Annotated in this window: 15 protein-coding genes; 12 read left to right on the forward strand and 3 right to left on the reverse strand. The window is 71.8% G+C overall.

The window, feature by feature from the left end; genetic code table 11:
- Positions 1-101 precede the first annotated feature (101 nt).
- Both ABT026_RS02000 and ABT026_RS02005 read right to left on the reverse strand, forming a co-directional pair.
- Positions 102-2,435 carry an MFS transporter gene (locus ABT026_RS02000; protein ID WP_502967885.1) on the reverse strand — a complete coding sequence of 778 codons (2,334 nt, stop codon included), beginning with the start codon at positions 2,433-2,435 and terminating at the stop codon, positions 102-104.
- A 339-nt stretch (positions 2,436-2,774) separates the two neighbouring features.
- Positions 2,775-3,215, reverse strand: a complete 441-nt coding sequence (locus tag ABT026_RS02005) for an SRPBCC family protein (RefSeq protein WP_351111623.1) — start codon at positions 3,213-3,215, stop codon at positions 2,775-2,777.
- A gap of 174 nt (positions 3,216-3,389) precedes the next feature.
- Between ABT026_RS02005 and ABT026_RS02010 the strand changes: the two genes are divergently transcribed.
- The 3 genes from ABT026_RS02010 to ABT026_RS02020 all read left to right on the forward strand — a co-directional run bounded on the left by ABT026_RS02010 (position 3,390) and on the right by ABT026_RS02020 (position 6,891).
- Positions 3,390-4,430 (forward strand): Rv2578c family radical SAM protein, encoded by a 1,041-nt coding sequence (locus ABT026_RS02010; protein ID WP_351111153.1) that lies wholly within the window; start codon positions 3,390-3,392, stop codon positions 4,428-4,430.
- Positions 4,431-4,722: 292 nt separating this feature from the next.
- A complete protein-coding gene (locus ABT026_RS02015) occupies positions 4,723-6,282 on the forward strand; it encodes an alpha/beta hydrolase (RefSeq protein WP_351111155.1) in 1,560 nt (519 codons plus the stop codon).
- Between the two features lie 111 nt (positions 6,283-6,393).
- Positions 6,394-6,891: a GNAT family N-acetyltransferase gene (locus ABT026_RS02020; protein WP_351111157.1), complete on the forward strand. Its 498-nt coding sequence runs from the start codon at positions 6,394-6,396 to the stop codon at positions 6,889-6,891.
- On the opposite strand, the gene ABT026_RS02025 is transcribed toward ABT026_RS02020, so the two are convergent.
- Entirely contained in the window at positions 6,858-7,454 is a 597-nt protein-coding gene (locus tag ABT026_RS02025) for a HEAT repeat domain-containing protein (protein ID WP_351111159.1), read from the reverse strand. The genes ABT026_RS02020 and ABT026_RS02025 overlap by 34 nt on opposite strands.
- A 378-nt stretch (positions 7,455-7,832) precedes the next feature.
- On the opposite strand from ABT026_RS02025, the gene ABT026_RS02030 reads away from it, so the two are divergent.
- From ABT026_RS02030 to pssA, 9 genes are all read left to right on the forward strand, one after another.
- Positions 7,833-9,647 (forward strand): 3-hydroxyacyl-CoA dehydrogenase family protein, encoded by a 1,815-nt coding sequence (locus ABT026_RS02030; RefSeq protein WP_351111161.1) that lies wholly within the window; start codon positions 7,833-7,835, stop codon positions 9,645-9,647.
- 205 nt (positions 9,648-9,852) lie between these two features.
- The gene (locus ABT026_RS02035; protein ID WP_351111162.1) at positions 9,853-10,671 is read left to right on the forward strand and encodes a TetR family transcriptional regulator; all 819 of its coding nucleotides are present in this window, start codon (positions 9,853-9,855) and stop codon (positions 10,669-10,671) included.
- An 875-nt stretch (positions 10,672-11,546) separates the two neighbouring features.
- Positions 11,547-12,884, forward strand: a complete 1,338-nt coding sequence (ccrA, locus tag ABT026_RS02040; protein WP_174721559.1) for a crotonyl-CoA carboxylase/reductase — start codon at positions 11,547-11,549, stop codon at positions 12,882-12,884.
- Positions 12,885-12,901: 17 nt separating this feature from the next.
- Positions 12,902-14,929 carry an ethylmalonyl-CoA mutase gene (locus ABT026_RS02045; RefSeq protein WP_351111164.1) on the forward strand — a complete coding sequence of 676 codons (2,028 nt, stop codon included), beginning with the start codon at positions 12,902-12,904 and terminating at the stop codon, positions 14,927-14,929.
- Entirely contained in the window at positions 14,926-15,897 is a 972-nt protein-coding gene (locus ABT026_RS02050) for an HpcH/HpaI aldolase/citrate lyase family protein (protein ID WP_351111166.1), read from the forward strand. The genes ABT026_RS02045 and ABT026_RS02050 overlap by 4 nt, the downstream gene beginning before the upstream one ends.
- A 3-nt stretch (positions 15,898-15,900) precedes the next feature.
- Positions 15,901-16,419: a MaoC family dehydratase gene (locus ABT026_RS02055; protein ID WP_351111168.1), complete on the forward strand. Its 519-nt coding sequence runs from the start codon at positions 15,901-15,903 to the stop codon at positions 16,417-16,419.
- Positions 16,416-17,621: an acyl-CoA dehydrogenase family protein gene (locus tag ABT026_RS02060; RefSeq protein ID WP_351111170.1), complete on the forward strand. Its 1,206-nt coding sequence runs from the start codon at positions 16,416-16,418 to the stop codon at positions 17,619-17,621. The genes ABT026_RS02055 and ABT026_RS02060 overlap by 4 nt, the downstream gene beginning before the upstream one ends.
- A 201-nt stretch (positions 17,622-17,822) precedes the next feature.
- A complete protein-coding gene (locus ABT026_RS02065; protein ID WP_351111172.1) occupies positions 17,823-18,479 on the forward strand; it encodes a phosphatidylserine decarboxylase in 657 nt (218 codons plus the stop codon).
- Positions 18,466-19,329 carry a CDP-diacylglycerol--serine O-phosphatidyltransferase gene (pssA, locus tag ABT026_RS02070; RefSeq protein ID WP_351111173.1) on the forward strand — a complete coding sequence of 288 codons (864 nt, stop codon included), beginning with the start codon at positions 18,466-18,468 and terminating at the stop codon, positions 19,327-19,329. The genes ABT026_RS02065 and pssA overlap by 14 nt, the downstream gene beginning before the upstream one ends.
- Positions 19,330-19,387: the final 58 nt, after the last annotated feature.

Below are 19,387 nucleotides of genomic sequence, written 5' to 3' on the forward strand. Positions count from 1 at the left end.
GGTCACACGCGTGCATGGGCGTGAGTGTAGACCGAAGGGGTCACGGCGCGATCTTCCCCCGTGCCGGTCCGGCGGGGAAGCCCCCGCCGGACCGGAGCAGGTCAGTCCTGGTGCCCGAGCTGCAGGTCGCGCTCGGTGCGGCCGCCGCCGGCCACCTGGAGGACGGTGGCGACCGGGGGGTACCCGGCGGCGATCACGGTGTACTCGCCGGAGGACAGGTCGACGAAGCGGAAGGTGCCGTCGGATCCGGTGGTGAGGGTGTCGACGACGTTGCCCGCGGCGTCCAGCAGGGTGACCCGGGCCTCCTCCACCGGCCGCCCGCCGCCGCCCCGGACCACGCCGCGCAGCACCGCCCCGCCGGCCAGCTCGATGTCCTGCCGGGTCTCCCGGGACGCCTGCACGGTGACCGGCAGGGCGGTGGGCCGGTAGGCGTGGGCGCTGGCGGCCAGGGTGTACTCGCCGGCCACCAGGTCGCTGATGACGTAGCCGCCGTCGAAGCCGCTGCGGGAGGCGGAGACCACCTCGCCGTGGACGTTGGTGAGGGTGACGGTGGCGTCCCGCACCGGGGTGCCGTCGGCGGTGGTGACGGTCCCGGCGAGGCGTCCGGCGCCGCCGAGCACCACGTCCATCTCGACCGGCCGCTCCCCCACCGTGACCTGCACGGCCTGCGGCTGGTGCCCGCCGGCGGCGGCGATCAGCACGTAGGAGCCGGGGCCCGGGGTGGCCAGCGCGTAGCGTCCGTCCTCGCCGCTGGCGCCGCGCCCGACCTGCTGCCCGGCGCCGTCGATCAGGGTGAGCGCGGCGCGCGGCACCACCGTGCCGTCGGCGTGCCGGACCGCGCCGCAGACGGCGATCCCCCCGCCGTAGGGGGCCCGGGCGCCGGGCACCGAGGCGGTCACCTCGACGGTGAGCGGGACGGAGGCCGCCGCGTAGGGGGCTGCGGCGGCCGCGGCCGCCGGCTCGGCGCCCTGGGGGTCTGCGGCGGGGACGTTGTGGGACACCAGCGGTTTCTCCTTGAGGAAGCAGGCGATGATCAGGCCGAGCACGAGGACCGGCACCAGGTAGAGGAAGATCCGCGGCATGGCCTCGGCGTAGGCCGCGATGTACGCGTCGCGCTGCGGCGCGGGCAGCGCGTGCACCATCTCCGGGCTGACGGACTCGGTGTGCGGGGCGGCGGCCGCGCCGCCGGGCAGGCGGGGCAGCCGCTCGGCGAGGGCGTCGGTGAACCGGTCGGCGAAGAGGGTGCCGAAGACGGCGGCGCCGACGCTGCCGCCGATCTGCCGGAAGTAGTTGTTGGCGCTGGTGGCGGTGCCCAGGTCGGCGGGGCGCACCGAGTTCTGGACCGCGAGCACCAGCACCGGCATCACCAGGCCGATGCCCGCGCCCAGCACGAACATCCACACGCTGTAGGTGATCCGCTCGGTGCCGGTGTCCAGGAGCGACAGCAGCCACATGCCGGCGGCGGAGAGCGCGCCGCCGAGGATCGGGTAGATCCGGTAGCGGCCGGTGCGGCTGATCAGCTGCCCGGAGAGGACCGAGGCCCCGACCACCCCGCCCATCATGGGCAGCATCAGCAGGCCGGACTCGGTGGCGGTGGCCCCGTCGACCATCTGGAGGTAGCTGGGCAGGTAACTGGCCGCGCCGAACAGCGCGATGCCGACGACCAGGCCGACCAGGGCGGTGACGTTGAAGACGGAGTCGCGGAACAGCCGCAGCGGGATGAGGGGTTCGGCCGCGAACCGCTCGGCGACCACGAAGAGCGCCGAGGCGGCGACGGCGCCCCCGGCCAGGCCCAGGATCTCCGGGGAGTCCCAGGCGTACTCGGTGCCGCCCCAGCTGGTCAGCAGCACCAGGCAGGTCGACGCGGCGACCAGCAGGATCGTCCCCACGACGTCCAGGCGGGGCCGCACGGCGGGCTTGGGCAGCTTGAGCACGGCGGCCACCACGACCAGCGTGACCAGGCCGAAGGGCACGTTGAAGTAGAAGCACCAGCGCCAGGAGTGGTGGTCGGTGAAGTAGCCGCCGAGCAGCGGTCCGGCCACCGAGGCCAGGCCGAAGGAGGCGCCGATCAGGCCCATGAAGCGCCCGCGTTCGCGGGGCGGCACGATGTCCGCGATGATCGCCTGCACGCCGATCATCAGCCCGCCCGCGCCGATCCCCTGGACCGCGCGGAAGGCGATCAGCTGGTCCATGGTCTCCGCCCGTCCGCAGGCGGCGGAGCCGATGACGAAGACGACGATCGCGAAGAGGAAGACGCCCTTGCGGCCGAAGAGGTCGCCGAGCTTGCCGTAGACCGGGAGCACCACGGTCGAGGTCAGCAGGTAGGCGGTGATGGCCCAGGACATCTTGTCCATGCCCTGGAGGTCGCCGACGATCCTCGGCAGGGCGGTGGCGACGATCATCTGCTCCAGCGCCGCGAGCAGCAGCGCGAGCATCAGTCCGGCGAACACCAGCCGCACGCCGCGCGGGGTGAGCCGCGCGGGCGGGTCGGCGGACGCCTGCACGGCGGGGAGCGGAAGGGTGTCCTCGCCGCCCTGCGCCGGCGCCCCGGTCCGGTCCCGCGGCCCGGCCTCGTCCCGCAGCAGCGCGGTCCCGCCCGTCACGCCCACTTGCGCCCTCCCGTTCGTCGCACGTCACCAGGCGAACGGCAGCGAAGGATTCGGGTTACGCAAGTCACTCGAAACGGTGAGGGCAACGGGGCTTCGGGGCAGGGGTGTTGACCGTTCGGCCCGGCCGGGGTGATCCCGGCCGGGCCGACGAACGCATGGAGGAGGTCACTCCACCTCGGCGGCCAGCCGCGCGAGGACGGCGTCGTGGATGCGGGCCAGGCCCTTGGGCGCGAAGGTCTTCTCGAAGAAGCCGCCGATCCCGCCGGCCCCGTTCCAGACGGTGCTGACGACGACCCGCGAGCTGCCCTCGCCGGCCGGGGTGACCCGCCAGGTGGTGACCATGGAGGAGTTGCGGTCCGTCTCGGCGAGCTCCCCGGCGGACGGCTCGGTCACCTCCAGGAGGCAGTCCCGCACCCGCTTCTTCGTCGCCTGGAGCTTCCAGTGCACGAGGGTGCCCGCACCCTTGCCCCCCTCGCGCACCTCGTACTCGCTGTACTGCTCGGGCAGCAGCTTGGCGCGCGTGCCCTCGTAGTCCGCGAGAGCGGCGTACACCTCCTGCGCGTTCGCCGCGACGACCCGCTCGGTCGTGGCCTCCACCTGCGCCATCGCTTCCTCCAGCTCCTGGGGATCCAGCACGTCCGGCGCCAGCAAACCACCCCCGCGTACACCCGCCAAATCGGCGGCACGCCGCCCGCCGGACAGCTCGGCAGGTGCCGATCGCACGATCAAGGGAACACTTGTTCTATTATCGCTGTTCGACACGACCGAAGCGAGGCCTGCATGCGCTGGGAGAACCTCACGCCGGAGTCCGGGCAGACGGACCCCGCCCTGTTCGGGGCGGACTCGGTGACCACCCGGACCTTCGACACCCCCGAGTTCCGCGGCGTCACCTTCCACGAGATCAGGGCGCGCTCCATCGTGAACCGGGTTCCGGGCGCGTCCCGGATGCCGTTCGAGTGGACGGTGAACCCGTACCGCGGCTGCACCCACGCCTGCGTCTACTGCTTCGCCCGCAAGACGCACAGCTACCTGGACCTCGACACGGGCCTCGGCTTCGACTCGCAGACCGTGGTGAAGCTGAACGCCCCCGAGCTGGTGCGCGCCAAGCTGGCCTCCCGGTCCTGGCACGGCGAGCACATCGCGATGGGCACCAACGTCGACTGCTACCAGCGCGCCGAGGGCCGCTACCGCCTGATGCCGGGGATCATCGCGGCGCTGCGCGACCACGCGAACCCGTTCTCCATCCTGACCAAGGGCACGCTGATCCTGCGCGACCTCGAACTGCTGGAGCAGGCGGCCGAGGTCACCGACGTGGGCGTGAACGTCTCGGTCGGGTTCGTCGACCGGGAACTGTGGCGCACCGTCGAGCCCGGGACACCCGCGCCCGAGCGCCGGCTGGACGTGATCCGCACGCTCGCCGATCACGGCATCGACTGCGGGGTGCTGATGGCCCCGGTGATCCCCTTCCTCGGCGACCGGCCCGACCAGCTGCGCGCCACGGTGCGGGCGATCGCGGAGGCCGGCGCGAGTTCGGTGACCCCGCTGGTGCTGCACCTGCGGCCCGGGGCGCGCGAGTGGTACATGACCTGGCTGGCCGAGCACCACCCGGAGCTGGTGGGGCGCTACGAGCGGATGTACGGGGGCGGGGCGTACGCGCCGACCTGGTACCAGCGGCAGATCACCCGCCAGGTGCACGAGCTGGCCCGGGAGTACGGCATCGGCCCCGAGGGCGGAGCGGCCCGCCGTCGCATCCGTCCCGCACGGCCGGCCGCCGAGGACGCCGCCGACGCGGAGGGCCCGGTGCAGCTCTCGCTGCTCTGACCGGACGCGCCACGGGGCCCACGAACGCGGCGATCTCCGCACCCGACGGCCCTGCACCCCTGCGGGCCCGTCGCCCAGCGGCACGCCGGACCGCGGGCTCCGCGCCCGACGTGCAGCCGCGCGCCGCGGGACGCGCGACGGACTCCGCGTCGCCCTCCGGTGCCCCGCCCGGCGGCACGGTCGCGACCCGAAGGGGTCAATCTCCCCCGAAACGTGCTCTTCCTCCCCCCTTCCGGCGGCACGATGCGCCCTGGGCCGTGGCACGCACGGACCGCCGACCCCGGGGAGACTGATGAAGAAACGCGTCGCCGTCCTGTGCGGCACCGCCGTCGCGCTGGCCTCGGCCCTCACCGCCGTACCGCCGGCGCAGGCCGCTCCGGTGCCCGCCGCGCCGAGGCTGAGCTGGAAGAAGTGCGCCACCGAGGACGCGCCCCGGCTCCAGTGCGCCACCGTGAAGGTGCCGCTGAACCACGCCGCCCCGGGCGGCCGGAAGATCACCCTGGCCCTTTCCCGCGTCCCGCACACCGCGAAGAAGTCGCTCGGCCCGCTGCTGGTCAACCCCGGCGGCCCCGGCGGCGGCGGGGTGGACCTCGCCCGCTTCGTCGCCTCCGGGCTCCCCGCGTCCGTGGCCGCGCGCTACGACGTCATCGGCTTCGACCCCCGGGGCGTCGGGAAGTCGCGGCCCGCGCTCAACTGCGTGCCCGGCTACTCCGACCCGGTCCGCCCGGACCCGGTGCCGGCCACCGCCGCGCTGGAGAAGGTCAATCTCGACCGCGCACGGGCCTTCGCCGCCGCCTGCGGGAAGAAGCACGGGGACCTGCTGCCGTACATCGACACGGTGAGCGCGGCGAAGGACCTCGACGTGATCCGGCGCGCGCTCGGCGCGAAGAGGATCAACTACCTGGGCTATTCCTACGGCACCTACCTGGGCTCCGTGTACGCCAAGCTGCACCCCGACCGGGTGCGGCGGATGGTGCTGGACTCCGTGGTCGACCCCACCGGGATCTGGTACGAGAACAACCTCCAGCAGGACATCGCCTTCGAGGACCGGCACCGCGCCTTCATGACCTGGGTGGCGCGGCACGACGCCGTGTACGGGCTCGGCGCCGACGCCGCCCGGGTCGAGGCGAAGTGGTACGCGATGCGCGCGGCGGTCGCCGCGAAGCCCGCCCAGGGCGTGGTCGGCCCGGCGGAGCTGGAGGACCTCTTCCTCCCGGGCGGCTACCACAACGGCTACTGGCCGCTGCTGGCCCGGGTGTTCTCCGCCTACGCGGTGAAGAAGCAGGCCGCCCCGCTGGTGGAGGCCTACCGGACGGTCGGCGCGGTCGACGCCGCAGGGGACAACGGCTACAGCGTCTACACGGCGGTGATGTGCCGCGACGCCCGCTGGCCCCGGGAGTGGGGGCGGTGGCGCACCGACAACTGGGCGGTCCACGAGAAGGCGCGCTTCATGACCTGGAGCAACGCCTGGTACAACGCGCCGTGCGCCTTCTGGCCCACGCAGGGCCTGCGGCGGCCCGTGGACGTCACCAACCACAAGGCCCCACCGGTCCTGATCTTCCAGGCGACCGGGGACGCGGCGACGCCGTACGCCGGGGCCGTCCGCACGCACCGGCTGCTGCGCGGCTCCTCGCTGGTGGTCGAGGAGGGCGGCGGCAACCACGGCGTCACCCTCTCCGGCAACAAGTGCCTCGACCGGCACCTGGCGGCCTATCTCACCGACGGCACCGTCCCGCGCCGTCCGTCCGGCGAGGCCGACGCGACCTGCCCGGCCCTGCCCGACCCGAAGCCCGCCCAGGAGGCCACCCGGACCGTCGCCCCGCCCCACCCCTGGCCGCTCCCCCGCCCCTGACCGGACGGCATGAGCAGCGCGCGGGTGCGACCGGCCGGCCGCACCCGCGCGGCCCCGGGACGGGGCGAAAAGCCGAAGCAGGCCGCCCGGCGGGCGGGGCATCATGGCCGGATGATCAGAGAGATGACGGCCGACGACTGCGCTCGCGTCGCCGAGGTGCGGATAGCCGGATGGCGGCACGCCTACACGGGACTGATGCCGCAGGGGTACCTCGACCGGATGGACCCGGTCGCCGCCACCGAGCACCACCGCACGCTCCTGGAGGGCGCCCGCCCCGGCGTCGTCAACCTGGTCGCCGAGCGCGACGGGCAGGTCGCCGGCTGGGCCTGCCTCGGCCCGAACCGCGACCCCGAACCGGGCTGGGAGCTCTACACGCTCTACGTGGACCCGGCGCACCACCGCGCCGGGCTGGGCAGCGCCCTCCTGCGGGCGTGCCTGCCCGCCGAGGGCGACACCTACCTCTGGGTGGTGCGCGACAACGTCTCGGCCCGCGCCTTCTACGAGCGCCACGGCTTCGCGCCCGACGGAGCCGAGGAGCCCTACACGGTGGACGGCGTGGACGTCCCCGAGGTCCGCTACGTCCGGCCCGGGGCGGCCTCCGGCGGCTGAAGGGCGGCGCGGGCGGCCTCCGCCAACTCCTGCCGCTCGAGGGCCCGTTCCAGCACCGCCCGGCCGCGCGGGTCGCCGAGTTCGCCGAGTCCTTCGACGCAGGCCAGCGCCACCTCCCGGTGCGGGTCGCGCGCCGCGGACAGCCGCCGCTCCAGCACGGTCACCAGCGCGGGCACCGCCTCGGGCGCCCGCAGCGCGACCAACAGCCGCACCGGGTGGAGGGCGTAGCCGACGCGCAGTTCGTTGGTGGCGAGCGCGGCCGCCGCCCGCCCGGTGCGCGGGTCGCCCAGCCGGGCCAGCGCGTAGGCCGCCGAGGCGCAGCGCGGCGCGTCCCGGTGGTTCAGCAGCAGCACCAGCGGCTCGAACGCCCGGCCGTCACCGGCCAGCGAGAGCCGGAAGGCCGCCAGCTCCACCGCCCACAACGGGTGCCCGGGCTCGCTCAGCACCTCGGCGAGCTCCTCGGGCCCGGCGTCCGACACCAGCCGCCGGTGGGCGAACCCTCCTCCGGACTCGGCACGCAACCGGGTTTCCAACAGCGCGAGTTGACGCTCGTCGTCGTTCACGGCCCAACCCTACGCAAATCACCCGCCCCCATGGGAGCCGGATCACACACCCGAAGGCGCCGCACCCTCTGGCGCGCTCACTACCGGCCGGTTAAGCTCATTCGAGCGAGCTACCCCTCGCACCCCTCGCAGCGGCCTGGTGACGCAGCCGCCGCGAGCGCAGTCGGTTCGGTACCCCCGCGTACTTCTCGTACGGCGGTACCGCGGCAACGCCGCACGACCCGGTTCCGGGACAGGACCGGTCGGACACAGGCACGCCCGCACGACCCGGCAGGTCGCCGTCGACCTCGCCGACTCCTCATCCCCGCACGCCCCTCGGCCCTCGTCGCCGCCGGCGTCGCGTTCCAGCCGTCACCTCACGCCTTCCTGGAGTCCGTCATGGCCGCTCCCTCTTCCCTGTCCCCCTCCGACAGCGCCTCCACCCTGCGGACCGTCGCCGTGGTGGGCCTCGGCACCATGGGCTCGGGCATCGCCGAGATCCTCGCCCGGGCCGGCCGCGAGGTCGTCGGCATCGACGTCGACCCGCAGGCCGCCGCCCGCGCCACCGCCGCGCTGGAGACCTCCACCGCCCGCTCCGTCACCAAGGGCAGGCTCACCGAGGACGAGCGCGAGCAGGTCCTCGCCCGGCTGCGCACCTCCGCCGACCTGGCCGACGCCGCCCCCGCCGACCTGGTGATCGAGGTGGCCCCGGAGTCCTACGATGTCAAGCAGGGCATCTTCCGCGCCCTGGACGGCATCGTCCGCCCGGACACGATCCTGGCGACCGGCACCAACGCCCTCTCGGTGACCCGGCTCGCCGCCGACTCGGCCCGCCCCGAGCGGGTCCTGGGGCTGCACTTCTTCAACCCGGCGCCCGCGATGAAGCTGGTCGAGATCGTCTCCTCGGTGCTCACCGCGCCGGCCGCCGTCACCGCCGTGACCGACCTGGCCCTGGAGCTGGGCAAGGAGCCGGTGAAGGTCGGCGACCGGCCCGGATTCGTCGCCGACGGCCTGCTGTTCGGCTACCTCAACCAGGCCGCCGCGATGTACGAGTCCCGGTACGCCTCCCGCGAGGACATCGACGCGGCGATGCGTTTCGGCTGCGGCCTGCCGATGGGCCCGCTGGCGCTGCTGGACCTGATCGGCGTCGACACCGCCCGCACCGTGCTGGAGGCGATGTACCAGGAGTCCCGCGACCGGCTGCACGCCCCCGCGCCGATCCTGCGCCAGCTCAGCGACGCCGGGCTCAACGGCCGCAAGTCCGGCCGCGGTTTCTACACCTACGAGGCGCCCGGCTCCGCCACCGTCGTCGCGGACGCGCTCACCCCGCGCCAGGACGCCGAGGCCGGCGCGGGCCGTCCGGTGCGCTCGGTGGGCGTCGCGGGCTCCGGCACCATGGCCTCCGGCATCGCCGAGGTCTTCGCCAAGGCCGGCTACGACGTCGTCCTCGCCGCCCGCAGCGAGGAGAAGGCGACCGTCGCCAAGACGCGGATCGGCAAGTCGCTGGCCCGCTCGGTGGACCGCGGCCGGATGACGGCCGAGACCGCCGCGCAGATCCTGGACCGGATCACCCCGGCCGGCTCCTACGACGCCTTCGCCGACGTCGACCTGGCCGTGGAGGCCGTCGCCGAGGACCTCGAGGTCAAGCGGCAGCTGTTCGCCGCGCTGGACAAGGTCTGCAAGCCGGGCGCGGTCCTGGCCACGACCACCTCCTCGCTGCCGGTGGTCGCCTGCGCCCGGGCCACCTCCCGGCCGCGCGACGTGATCGGCATGCACTTCTTCAACCCGGCCCCGGCGATGAAGCTGGTCGAGGTCGTCCGCACGGTGCTCACCGACGACGACGTGCACGCCACCGTCCTCGAGGTCTGCCGCACGATCCGCAAGCACCCGGTGGACTGCGGCGACCGGGCCGGCTTCATCGTCAACGCGCTGCTGTTCCCGTACCTCAACAACGCGGTGAAGATGGTCCAGGAGCACTACGCGACGCTGGACGACATCGACGCCGCGATGAAGCTGGGCGGCGGCTACCCGATGGGCCCGTTCGAGCTGCTCGATGTGGTGGGGCTGGACGTCTCGCTGGCCATCGAGAAGGTTCTGCACCGCGAGTTCCGCGACCCGGGCCTGGCTCCGGCGCCGCTCCTGGAGCACCTGGTGGCCGCGGGCTGCCTGGGCCGGAAGACGGGCCGCGGCTTCCGCGAATATGCCCGGCGCTGAGCCCCGCCCGCGCACCGGCGGCGCCCCGGGGGACCCTGGGTCCCCCGGGGACTGGGGAGGCCTGCTGGAGCGGCCCGGCTTCCCCCTGTCGGACCCGGCGGCACCGCCCGTTCCGCCGGGCCCCGCTCCCGCTTCCCCGTCCGCCCCCGGCCGGGGAAGCGGGACGCGCGTACACCGGGCTGCCCGGATGCAGTACGTTCAGGGCATGTCCCACCCCGCCAAGTCGACACGTACCCCCGCCTCGGCCGACGCCCCGGAGAGCGCCGCGGGCAGCCGGGCAGCCGCCCAGCGGCTCAAGATGCGCCGAGAGCTGGCGGCGGCGGCCATGGAACTGTTCGCCACCAAGGGGTACGAGGCGACCACCGTCGACGAGATCGCGGCGGCGGCCGGCGTGGCCCGCCGCACCTTCTTCCGCCACTTCCGGTCGAAGGAGGAGGCGATCTTCCCCGACCACGACGACACGCTGGTCCGGGCGGAGGCGGTGCTGAAGGCGGCCCCCGCGCACGAGCATCCGCTGGACACGGTGTGCCGGGGCATCAAGGAGGTCATGCGGATGTACGCGGCCCACCCCGAGGTGTCGGTGGCCCGCTACAAGCTGACCCGTGAGGTGCCGACGCTGCGCGAGGCGGAGATCGCCTCGGTCGCCCGCTACGAGCGGCTGTTCACCCGCTACCTGCTGGGCCACTTCGACGAGAAGGCCCACGCGGACGACGCGAACGACGACCCGCTGCTGGCGGAGGTGGCGGCGTCCGCGGTCGTCACGGCCCACAACCACGTGCTGCGGCGGTGGCTGCGTGCCGACGGGCAGGGGGACGTGGAGCGGCAGCTGGACCACGCCTTCGCGATCGTGCGGCGGACGTTCGGGCGCGGCATCGGGGCGGGGCGGGACGGCGCGGGACAGGTCTCCCCCGACGCGGCCTCCGTCTCCGCCTCCGGCGAGGTCCTCGTCACCGTCGCCCGCGTCGACGCCCCCCTCGACGAGATCATGCACACCATCGAAAAGGCCCTCCGCGACCGCCCCTGACCCCCACCTCCCCTCCCCGGGGCCGGTCCCTTCTCCCCACACCCGCCCAATCCGCCGCTCCAACGGGCCCGCAGCCCTGCGGGCGGCACGGGCGGGCGCAGGCCCAGCCTCCGGTTCCACCGAGCGCAAGCCGACGGCACCGCACGCCCGGCACCCGCAGCGCAGGGCTGAGCCCTGGCGGACAGCACCCGTTCGGATCCCCCGACCCGCCCCCTTCCCGGAGGGGCTTACGTGGCGTGAAGCAAGCCGTCCCGCGAGGACGTGGGGCCCTGCGCCCACCCGTGCCGCCCCAGCGGCACGATTGCCCGCAGGGCGGGGGACACGTCAGCAGGCACCCCGCCGACCAAGGGTGGCACCGAGTGTCACGCGCGACGGCGAACGGGCCACCGCAGAGAGGGCCGCACGGCTCGCAGCCGCCCCGCGAAGAGGCATTCGGCACCGTCCCGCACCCGTACCGCTCCCCCGCCCCACCCCACAAACCCCCTTGTGAAAGCTGATCGATCATCGATCGAGGCGCCTCACCGAACCCCCTCTGATCGATCATCGCTCACCTGAACGGCAAAGTTTTCACCTGAGCGGAACTCCTGGCACTCAGTGCCTTGTCAACCGTCACGCCGTGCCATACGTTGTGGGTGTCCGGACGGCCGGCGCACCACACGAACCGTGCGCCGGGTGTCCCCGCACGGCTCCACGGCCACGCGCGTCCGGACGCCTGCGTCACAGGCATCCCCAGGCATCCCCGCGCCACCACGCGCTGCCGCACCACCCGCCGAACCGACGGCACCACACCCTCAGCACCGCACCACACCCGCAGCACCGACGTACCCTCTGCGCCCCTCAGGCGGGCGCCCGTCGCCGGAGGCAACACCGTGACCGTGAAGGACATCCTGGACGCGATCCAGTCGCAGAACGCCTCGTCGGAGGACTTCGCCGCCCTCCCGCTCCCCGAGTCGTACCGTGCGATCACCGTGCACAAGGACGAGACGGAGATGTTCGCGGGCCTCGCGACCCGCGACAAGGACCCGCGCAAGTCCCTGCACCTGGACGACGTCCCCCTGCCGGAACTCGGCCCGGGCGAGGCCCTGGTGGCCGTGATGGCCTCCTCGGTCAACTACAACTCGGTGTGGACGTCCATCTTCGAGCCGCTGTCGACCTTCGGCTTCCTGGAGCGTTACGGCAAGGTCAGTGAGCTGACCAAGCGCCACGACCTCCCGTACCACATCATCGGCTCCGACCTGGCCGGCGTCGTCCTGCGCACCGGCCCCGGCGTCAACGCCTGGCGGCCCGGCGACGAGGTCGTCGCGCACTGTCTGAGCGTCGAGCTGGAGTCCTCCGACGGTCACAACGACACGATGCTCGACCCCGAGCAGCGGATCTGGGGCTTCGAGACCAACTTCGGCGGCCTCGCCGAGATCGCGCTGGTCAAGTCCAACCAGCTGATGCCGAAGCCGGACCACCTGTCCTGGGAGGAGGCCGCCTCGCCGGGCCTGGTCAACTCCACCGCCTACCGGCAGCTGGTCTCCGCCAACGGCGCCAACATGAAGCAGGGCGACAACGTCCTGATCTGGGGCGCCAGCGGCGGCCTCGGCTCCTACGCGACCCAGTTCGCGCTGGCCGGCGGCGCCACCCCGATCTGCGTGGTCTCCTCGCCGGAGAAGGCCGAGATCTGCCGCGCCATGGGCGCCGAGCTGATCATCGACCGCGCGGCCGAGGACTACCGGTTCTGGAAGGACGAGAACACCCAGGACCCGAAGGAGTGGAAGCGCTTCGGCAAGCGCATCCGCGAGCTCACCGGCGGCGAGGACATCGACATCGTCTTCGAGCACCCCGGCAAGGAGACCTTCGGCGCCTCGGTCTTCGTCACCCGCAAGGGCGGCACCATCACCACCTGCGCCTCCACCTCCGGCTACATGCACCAGTACGACAACCGCTACCTGTGGATGTCGCTGAAGCGGATCATCGGCTCGCACTTCGCCAACTACCGCGAGGCGTGGGAGGCCAACCGCCTGATCGCCAAGGGCAAGATCCACCCGACACTGTCGAAGACGTACAGCCTGGAGGAGACCGGCCAGGCGACCTACGACGTCCACCGCAACCTGCACCAGGGCAAGGTCGGTGTGCTGTGCCTGGCTCCGGAGGAGGGCCTGGGCGTCCGCGACCACGAGATGCGCGCCCAGCACCTCGACGCGATCAACCGCTTCCGGAACGTCTGAGAAACGGCGGACGACAGATGTCAGAGCGTCAGAAGGACCGTCCGTGGCTGATGCGGACGTACGCCGGCCACTCGACGGCCGAGGCGTCCAACGAGCTGTACCGGCGCAACCTCGCCAAGGGGCAGACCGGCCTGTCGGTGGCGTTCGACCTGCCCACCCAGACCGGCTACGACTCCGACCACGTCCTCGCCCGCGGTGAGGTCGGCCGGGTCGGGGTCCCGATCGCGCACGTCGGCGACATGCGCCGTCTCTTCGAGGACATCCCCCTCGAGAAGATGAACACCTCGATGACCATCAACGCCACCGCCATGTGGCTGCTGGCGCTCTACCAGGTCGTCGCCGAGGAGCAGGGCGCGGACGTCGCGGCCCTCCAGGGCACCACCCAGAACGACATCGTCAAGGAGTACCTCTCCCGGGGGACGCACGTCTTCCCGCCCGGGCCCTCCCTCCGGCTGACCACGGACCTGATCACCTACACGGTCACCCACATGCCGAAGTGGAACCCGATCAACATCTGCAGCTACCACCTGCAGGAGGCGGGAGCCACTCCGGTCCAGGAGATCGCCTACGCGATGTCCACGGCGATCGCCGTCCTGGACGCGGTCCGCGACAGCGGCCAGGTGCCCGAGGAGAAGTTCGGCGACGTGGTCGCCCGGATCTCGTTCTTCGTGAACGCCGGTGTCCGCTTCGTCGAGGAGATGTGCAAGATGCGGGCCTTCACTCGCATCTGGGACCGCGTCACCCGGGAGCGGTACGGCATCGAGAACGCCAAGCAGCGCCGCTTCCGGTACGGCGTCCAGGTCAACTCGCTCGGTCTGACCGAGGCGCAGCCGGAGAACAACGTCCAGCGGATCGTGCTGGAGATGCTGGCCGTCACCCTCTCCAAGGACGCCCGGGCCCGCGCCGTGCAGCTGCCGGCCTGGAACGAGGCGCTGGGCCTGCCCCGGCCCTGGGACCAGCAGTGGTCGCTGCGCATCCAGCAGGTGCTCGCCTACGAGAGCGACCTGCTGGAGTACGGCGACATCTTCGAGGGCTCGACGGTGATCGAGGCCAAGGTCGCCGAGCTGGTCGAGGCGTCCTGGGCGGAGATGGACCGGATCCAGGAGATGGGCGGCGCGATGGCCGCCGTGGAGTCCGGCTACCTCAAGTCGCAGCTGGTCGCCTCGCACGCGGAGCGCCGTGCCCGGATCGAGGCGGGGCACGACAGGATCGTCGGCGTGAACGTCTTCGAGTCGACCGAGCCCAGCCCGCTCACCGCGGACCTGGACACGGCGATCCAGACGGTCGACCCGGCCGTCGAGGCCCGGGTGATCGCCTCGCTGCAGGCCTGGCGCGACACCCGCTACCAGCCGCCGTTCAACCACCCGCGTCCGTGCAAGGCGCTGGAGCGGCTGAAGCAGGCGGCGCGCGGCAAGGACAACCTCATGGAAGCCACCCTCGAATGCGCCCGTGCGGGGGCGACCACCGGGGAGTGGGCGGGAGCGCTGCGGGAGGTGTTCGGTGAGTACCGGGCGCCCACCGGCGTCTCGTCCGCCCCGGTGGCGGTGGCGGCCGAGGACGGCACCGGACTGGCCGAGGTCCGCCGCCGGGTCGAGGCCACCGCCCGCGACCTGGGCGCGGGCAAGCTGCGCTTCCTGGTCGGCAAGCCGGGCCTGGACGGGCACTCCAACGGCGCCGAGCAGATCGCCGTGCGGGCCCGCGACGCCGGGTTCGAGGTGGTCTACCAGGGCATCCGGCTCACGCCGGAGCAGATCGTGGACGCGGCCCTCGCCGAGGACGTGCACGCGGTCGGCCTGTCCATCCTGTCCGGCTCGCACGCCCAGCTGGTGCCGGACGTCCTGACCCGGCTGCGCACCGCCGGCGCCGACGACATCCCGGTGATCGCCGGCGGCATCATCCCGGGCGCGGACGCCGAGCAGCTCCGGTCCGCCGGGGTGGCCGCCGTGTTCACCCCGAAGGACTTCGACATCACCACGATCATCGGCCGTATCGTCGACGAGATCCGCAAGGCCAACAAGCTCGACCCCCTGGAGGTCCCCGCATGACCGCGCCCCAGCCCGTGAACCGCCTGCGTCCGCGGCGCTCCTGCCTGGCCGTTCCCGGCTCCAACCCGCGCTTCCTGGAGAAGGCCCAGGGGCTGCCCGCGGACCAGGTGTTCCTGGACCTGGAGGACGCCTGCGCGCCGCTGGCGAAGCCGGAGGCCCGGCACACCATCGTCAAGTTCCTCAACGAGGGCGACTGGACGGGCAAGACCCGCGTGGTGCGGGTCAACGACTGGACCACCGAGTGGACCTACCGCGACGTGGTGACGGTCGTCGAGGGCGCCGGCCCGAACCTGGACTGCATCATGCTGCCCAAGGTGCAGAACGCCGAGCAGGTCGTCGCGCTGGACCTCCTGCTGACCCAGATCGAGAAGACGATGGGCTTCGAGGTCGGCCGGATCGGCATCGAGGCGCAGATCGAGAACGCGCAGGGCCTGAACAACGTCAACGCGATCGCCGAGGCCTCGCCGCGCCTGGAGACCATCATCTTCGGCCCCGCCGACTTCATGGCCTCCATCAACATGAAGACCCTGGTGGTGGGCGAGCAGCCGCCCGGCTACGGCGCCGACGCGTACCACTACATCCTGATGAAGATCCTGATGGCGGCCCGCGCCAACGACCTTCAGGCGATCGACGGTCCCTACCTGCAGATCCGCAACGTGGACGGCTTCCGCGAGGTGGCCGGCCGGGCCGCGGCACTGGGCTTCGACGGCAAGTGGGTGCTGCACCCGGGCCAGGTGGACGCCGCCAACGAGGTCTTCTCCCCCTCGCAGGAGGACTACGACCACGCCGAGCTGATCCTGGACGCGTACGAGTACTGCACGTCCGAGGCCGGCGGCAAGAAGGGCTCGGCGATGCTCGGCGACGAGATGATCGACGAGGCGAGCCGGAAGATGGCGCTGGTCGTCGCGGGCAAGGGCCGCGCGGCCGGGCTCCAGCGCACCAGCAAGTTCGAGATCCCGGAGGGCTGAGCCATGCAGTTCGGGCGCACCTACGAGGAGTTCGAGGTCGGGGCGACGTACAAGCACTGGCCGGGCAAGACGGTCACCGAGTACGACGACCACCTGTTCTGTCTCCTCACCATGAACCACCACCCGCTCCACATGGACGTCAACTACGCCGAGAAGACGACCGACTTCGGCAAGAACGTCGTGGTGGGCAACTACATCTACTCGCTGCTGCTCGGCATGTCGGTGCCGGACGTCTCGGGCAAGGCGATCGCCAACCTGGAGATCGAGTCGCTCAAGCACGTGGCGCCCACCTTCCACGGCGACACGATCTACGGCCAGACCACCGTGCTCGACAAGTGGCCGTCGAAGTCCAAGGACGACCGCGGCATCGTGTACGTGGAGACCAAGGGCTACAAGCAGGACGGCACCCTGGTCTGCGTCTTCCGCCGCAAGGTGATGGTGCCGACCGAGACGTACATCAAGGAGCGCGGCGGCGAGCAGCCCGGCCGGCCCGAGCTGAAGGAGAAGGAGTCCAAGGGATGAGCCGCCTCGCCCGGACCCACGGTCTGACCGACGTCCAGCAGGAGATCCTGTCCACGGTCAGGGACTTCGTGGACAAGGAGATCATCCCGGTCGCCACGCAGCTGGAGCACCGCGACGAGTACCCGCAGGCGATCGTCGACGGTCTGAAGGAACTCGGCCTGTTCGGGCTGATGATCCCCGAGGAGTACGGGGGTCTGGGCGAGTCGCTCCTGACCTACGCGCTGTGCGTGGAGGAGATCGCCCGGGGCTGGATGTCCGTCTCCGGCATCATCAACACCCATTTCATCGTCGCCTACATGCTCAAGCAGCACGGCACCGAGGAGCAGAAGGACTACTTCCTTCCGCGGATGGCGGCCGGCGAGATCCGCGGCGCCTTCTCGATGTCGGAGCCGGCGCTCGGCTCGGACGTGTCGGCCATCACGTCCAAGGCGGTCCGGGACGGCGACGACTTCGTCCTCACCGGGCAGAAGATGTGGCTCACCAACGGCGGAACGTCCACGCTCGTCGCCGTGCTGGTGAAGAGTGACGAAGGACACCCCGAGGGCACCGCGGCGCACAAGTCGATGACGACCTTCCTCGTCGAGAAGCCGGCCGGCTTCGGCGAGGTCCTTCCCGGGCTCACCATCCCCGGGAAGATCGACAAGATGGGCTACAAGGGGGTCGACACCACCGAGCTCATCATGGATGGCCTGCGAATTCCGGCCAATCGGGTACTGGGTGGCAAAACCGGCCGCGGCTTCTACCAGATGATGGACGGCGTCGAGGTCGGGCGCGTGAACGTGGCGGCCCGTGGCTGCGGCGTCGCACAGCGTGCGTTCGAGCTCGGCGTGCAGTACGCGCAGCAGCGCCACACCTTCGGCAAGCCGATCGCCCAGCATCAGGCGATCCAGTTCAAATTGGCCGAAATGGCCACCAAGGTGGAAGCCGCTCATGCGATGATGGTTAATGCAGCCCGCAAAAAGGACTCCGGGGAACGAAACGACCTCGAGGCAGGCATGGCGAAATTCCTCGCCAGCGAGTACTGCAAGGAGGTCGTGGAAGATGCCTTCCGGATCCACGGCGGCTACGGCTTCTCCAAGGAGTACGAGATCGAGCGCCTCTACCGAGAGGCTCCGATGCTGCTCATCGGTGAAGGCACCGCAGAAATCCAGAAGATGATCATTGGTCGCAGGCTCCTCGAGGAGTACCGCTTCCAGGGCTGATTCCGGAGAGTTCCGGTCGCAGCCCGGTCGATTGTCCTGCTACGGGGTGTTTTCTTCGAGAAGAAGATCACACCCCGTCAGCGCTCCCGGCGCTCGACTCGGCTTCTGGCTTGCCCAGTTGCAGTGCCTGCCCGGTACGATTCCGGAAAGCCGCCGTCCCCAGAACTGCAGCGCGGCACCATCCCGCTACGAAGGTCTTCCATGCCCCACAGCCAAGACTCTGCACACCGCGACAGCATCGCCGGCACCCGGCTCGCGCGGGGAGCGTCGCCGTGGCTCGCGCCGACGGTCGCCACGGCCGCGCTCAGCCTGCTCCGGGCGCGCCGTTCCGGCGCGGCCAAGGCCGTCGCCGTGCCCGCCACCGCTCTCGCGGCGGGCATGCTGTGGTTCTTCCGGGACCCGGAGCGTGAGATCACGCAGGGCCGTGTGATCTCGCCCGCCGACGGCGTGGTGCAGAGCATCATGCCCTGGAAGGACGGCCGCACCCGCGTCGCCATCTTCATGAGCCCGCTCAACGTCCACGTCAACCGCGCGCCGCTGGCCGGCACCGTGACGTCGGTCGAGCACGTGCCGGGTGGGTTCGTCCCCGCTTTCAACAAGGAGAGCGAGAACAACGAGCGCGTCGTCTGGCACTTCGACACCGAGCTCGGCGACATCGAGATGATCCAGATCGCCGGCGCGGTGGCCCGCCGCATCGTGCCCTACATCCCGCAGGGGACCAAGGTCGAGCAGGGCGAGCGGATCGGTCTCATCCGGTTCGGCTCGCGCGTCGACCTGTACCTCCCGGCCGGGGTGGAGGTCGCGGTCGAGGTCGGCCAGAAGACCGTGGCTGGGGTGACTCGAATTGACCGTGACTGACCAAGATCCGAATGCCGGCTGGTCGCCTTCGGCGGACGGCCGCGCCGAGGAGTGCGACGAGGAGGAGATGCCTCTGTCGCTCCGCCTGTCGATAGCCGACACGCTCACCCTCGGCAACGCGACCTGTGGCTTCATGGCGGTGTACTTCACCACCACCGGCATCCTGATCCCGCACCTCACCGGCAGCCAGGAGACGGGCATGGCCCGTCACAGCGCGGCCACCGCGGTGATCCTGATGCTGGCCGCGGCGATCTTCGACCTGTTCGACGGCCAGGTCGCCCGCAAGCTGCGGTCCTCGCCGATGGGCGCGGAGCTGGACAACCTGTCCGACCTGATCAGCTTCGGGCTCGCGCCGGCGTACTTCGTGCTGGTGTACGGCATGGTCGCCGACGACGCCCATCAGCGGGTGGCGGCGCTGGCCGCGATCGTGGTGTTGCTGGCGGTGGTGCTGCGGCTTGCGCGGTTCTCCATCGTGACGGTGCCCAACGGCACGTTCCAGGGCATGCCGTCCCCGTTCGGGGCGCTGACGGTGGTCTCCATCGTGCTGCTCGAGCTGCCGTTCGTGGCGACGCTGCTGGCGGTGCTGGGCACGGCGTGGCTGATGGTGAGCCGCGTCGAGTACCCGAAGCCGCGGGGCAAGTCCGCGGTGGCGATGCTGATCTGGATCGTGGCCTCGATGGGCATGCTGGTCGCCTGGGCGGTCGGCGCTCCCGCCGGTGAGCTGCTGCTCCAGGCCGGCTGCGCGCTGCAGCTGGTGCTGGGCGCGGTGATCCCGCTGTTCGCCACGGCCCGCCGGGTGAACAACTTCCGCGACAACCGTCGCGAGGCCCGGGCGGCCCAGCTCCAGTAGCACCGCCCCTCGCCCGACGTACGGCCCCCCGAGCCTTCACGGCTCGGGGGGCCGTCGG

The organism is Streptomyces sp. NPDC002734 (genome assembly GCF_040295685.1).
In the GTDB taxonomy this organism is placed as follows: domain Bacteria; phylum Actinomycetota; class Actinomycetes; order Streptomycetales; family Streptomycetaceae; genus Streptomyces.